At 66.8% G+C, this 2611-nt stretch carries 3 protein-coding genes; 2 read left to right on the top strand and 1 reads right to left on the bottom strand.

The genetic code is table 11. From position 1 onward, the window contains the following. Positions 1-73: 73 nt before the first annotated feature. Positions 74-793: a GntR family transcriptional regulator gene (locus AC1DTF_RS32290; protein ID WP_477477029.1), complete on the bottom strand. Its 720-nt coding sequence runs from the start codon at positions 791-793 to the stop codon at positions 74-76. A 123-nt stretch (positions 794-916) separates the two neighbouring features. Between AC1DTF_RS32290 and AC1DTF_RS32285 the strand changes: the two genes are divergently transcribed. Further along, positions 917-1594, top strand: a complete 678-nt coding sequence (locus AC1DTF_RS32285) for a phosphonatase-like hydrolase (protein WP_477477028.1) — start codon at positions 917-919, stop codon at positions 1592-1594. 15 nt (positions 1595-1609) lie between these two features. Next, the gene (locus tag AC1DTF_RS32280; protein WP_477477027.1) at positions 1610-2569 is read left to right on the top strand and encodes a phosphate/phosphite/phosphonate ABC transporter substrate-binding protein; all 960 of its coding nucleotides are present in this window, start codon (positions 1610-1612) and stop codon (positions 2567-2569) included. The last annotated feature ends 42 nt before the right edge of the window (positions 2570-2611 follow it).

Genomic DNA, 2611 nt, shown 5'->3' with positions numbered 1-2611 from the left:
CTCAAGCCAGCCTCGAACGGACGCCACCTGACATTTGATAGACAACGAAGTATTTCGTGCCAGAGTGCGTCGCTTAAAAGGAGCGGTCCTCCATGGTGATGGTGAAGGTCATCCGGTCCCCGCGGTACAGCGAGCGCCGCTGCTCGATCGGGACACCGTGCTGGTCGTAGGACACCCGGTTCAGCAGGAACATGGGCGTGCGCGCGTCGACGGTCAGCAGCGCTGACTCCCGCGCGTCCGGCAACGCGGTGTCGATGGTGTCGACCGTGCGCCCGAATGTCACTCCCCTGCTGCGGATTTCGGCGTACAGCGAGGTCCGGTAGTCGAATGTTTCGCGCAGGCCGGGATAGCGCTGGGCCGGCAGCTTCGAGGTTTCCAGCCCGACCCGCACCCCGTCGGTGGTGAAGACGCGCTCGAGCTGGATCACCGGTGCACCCACCTCCACCCGCAACACCCCGGCAAGCACCTCGTCGGCTTCCAGGTGCGTCCAGCCGACCAGGAACCGGTCCACGCTGTGCCCCTCATCGCGGGCGGCCTCGGTGTAGGACCCCATGCCCAGCGGCTGTAACAGCTTGGGGGCGGCGACCACGGTGGTGCGCCCGCGTCGTTCGACACGGCCCGCCAGCAGCAGCTCCCGGACGGCCTGACGGACCGTCTCGCGGGCCACGTCGAACATTTCGGCGATCTCGCGTTCGGCCGGGAACGGGTCGCCCACCTGCAGCCCGTCCAGCATCCGATCGAGCTGCGCGCGCACGACCTGATGCTTCAGCACCCGGGGCTGTGCGCTGCTCATCACCCTTCTGACCATAGCAAACGCTGGCATAGACCATGGTCTAGACCAAGCTGTCGAGTGTTGTTCACCGACCGTTCGCCATCGATACACGCCTTGGTATAGACCAACTGTCAGGGTGGCACCATGCAACCGATCGAACTGGCCGTGCTGGACATGGCGGGCACCACCGTGACCGACGACGGACTGGTGCTACGCGCCTTCGACGAGGCCGCCACCGCCGTCGGGGTGCCCGGGTCCGGCGAGGAACGGGAATCGGCCCGCACCTACGTCCGCGACACCATGGGCCAGTCCAAGATCGAGGTGTTCCGCCACCTCTTCGGCAGCGAGGACCGCGCCCAGCAGGCCAACGCGGCCTTCGAGCAGGCCTATACCGACAGCATCGACGGGGGCATCGCCCCGGTGCCCGGCGCCGCCGAGGCGATCACCCGATTGCGCGAGGCCGGCGTGAAGGTCGCACTCAGCACCGGCTTCAGCCCAGCCACCCAGCAGCGCATCATCGACGCGCTCGACTGGGCCGACATCGCCGACCTGGTGCTCGCCCCCGGCGACGGCGGGCGCGGGCGTCCCTATCCCGACCTGATCCTGAACGCGCTGTTGCGCACCGGCATCGACGATGTCGCCAAGGTCGCCGTGCTGGGCGACACGACCAGCGACATCCTGTCCGGCCTGCGCGCCGGCGCCTCGATCGTCGCAGGCACCCTGACCGGCGCCCACGACGCCGACACCCTGACCGCCGCCGGAGCCACCCACGTCGTGGCCTCGGTCGCAGATTTCCCCGCCCTCTTCCTTCCCCTGTCCTGAAAGGACCTCTCAGACATGAAGATTCGTATCGCCGCAGTGGCAGCAGCTGCCGCCGCCCTCGCCCTGTCCGGTTGTTCGAGCAGCGATTCCGGTTCTGAGGCCGCCAATGCCCAGGGCTTCCCGGAGACCATCACCTTGGCCGCCATCCCGGCCGAGAACTCCTCGGACCTCAAGGCCAGCTACGCACCCCTGATCAAGCTGCTGGAGAAGGAAACCGGCTCCAAGGTCGAGTTCGTGCAGGCCTCCGACTACGCCGGTGTCGTCGAGGGCATGATCGCCGAGAATGTCGATCTCGCCTTCTTCGGCCCCTTCGCCTATGTGGTGGCGAAGGTCAACGGCGCCAAGATCACCCCGCTCGGCGCGGTGATCGGCGAGGAGGGGGAGCAGCCCGGCTACCAGTCCTACGGCCTGACCCGCTCCGATGTCGCGGATATCAACGGCCTCAAAGACTTTGCCGGCAAGAAGGTCTGCTTCGTGGACCCCGGTTCCACCTCCGGTTTCCTGTACCCGACGGCCGGCCTCATCGAGGAAGGCGTCATCAAGTCCGGGTCGGAAGCCGATGTGTCGGCCGCCATGTCACCGGTCTTCGCCGGCGGGCATGACGCCTCGGCGCTGTCCATCGCCAACGGTGACTGCGACGCCGGTTTCGCATTCGACACCATGGTCGACCAGACCATGATCGAGAAGGGCGATCTGCAGCCCGGTCAGCTCAAGACGGTGTGGAAGTCGGAGATGATCGCGGGCTCGGTGTTCGCGGCCAACGACTCGCTGGGCACGGAGGCGATCGACAAGCTCAAGACCCTCTTCACCGAGAAGGTGAATGTGGAAAGCCTTGAGGCCGAGGGCTTCTGCAAGGGCGACGAATGCCGCATCACCGATGAACGCGCCTGGGGTGTCGTCCCGGCCTCCGACGCTGACTACGACGGTGTGCGCCACGTCTGTGACGTCACCGGCTCCGAGAAGTGTAAGGGCTGATCATGTCGCTTCCGGCCGGCCCCGGCCATCCCGTCGCGGGGG

This window comes from Mycobacterium sp. P4_H6, assembly GCF_056400845.1.
Note: the sequence above shows the minus strand (reverse complement) of the source record. Positions and strands in the feature narration are given on the sequence as shown.

Bases quoted from the DNA above. Each gene is read 5' to 3' on its own strand.
- AC1DTF_RS32290 (WP_477477029.1), bottom strand. From the start codon at position 793: ATGAGCAGCGCACAGCCCCGGGTGCTGAAGCATCAGGTCGTGCGCGCG.
- AC1DTF_RS32285 (WP_477477028.1), top strand. From the start codon at position 917: ATGCAACCGATCGAACTGGCCGTGCTGGACATGGCGGGCACCACCGTG.
- AC1DTF_RS32280 (WP_477477027.1), top strand. From the start codon at position 1,610: ATGAAGATTCGTATCGCCGCAGTGGCAGCAGCTGCCGCCGCCCTCGCC.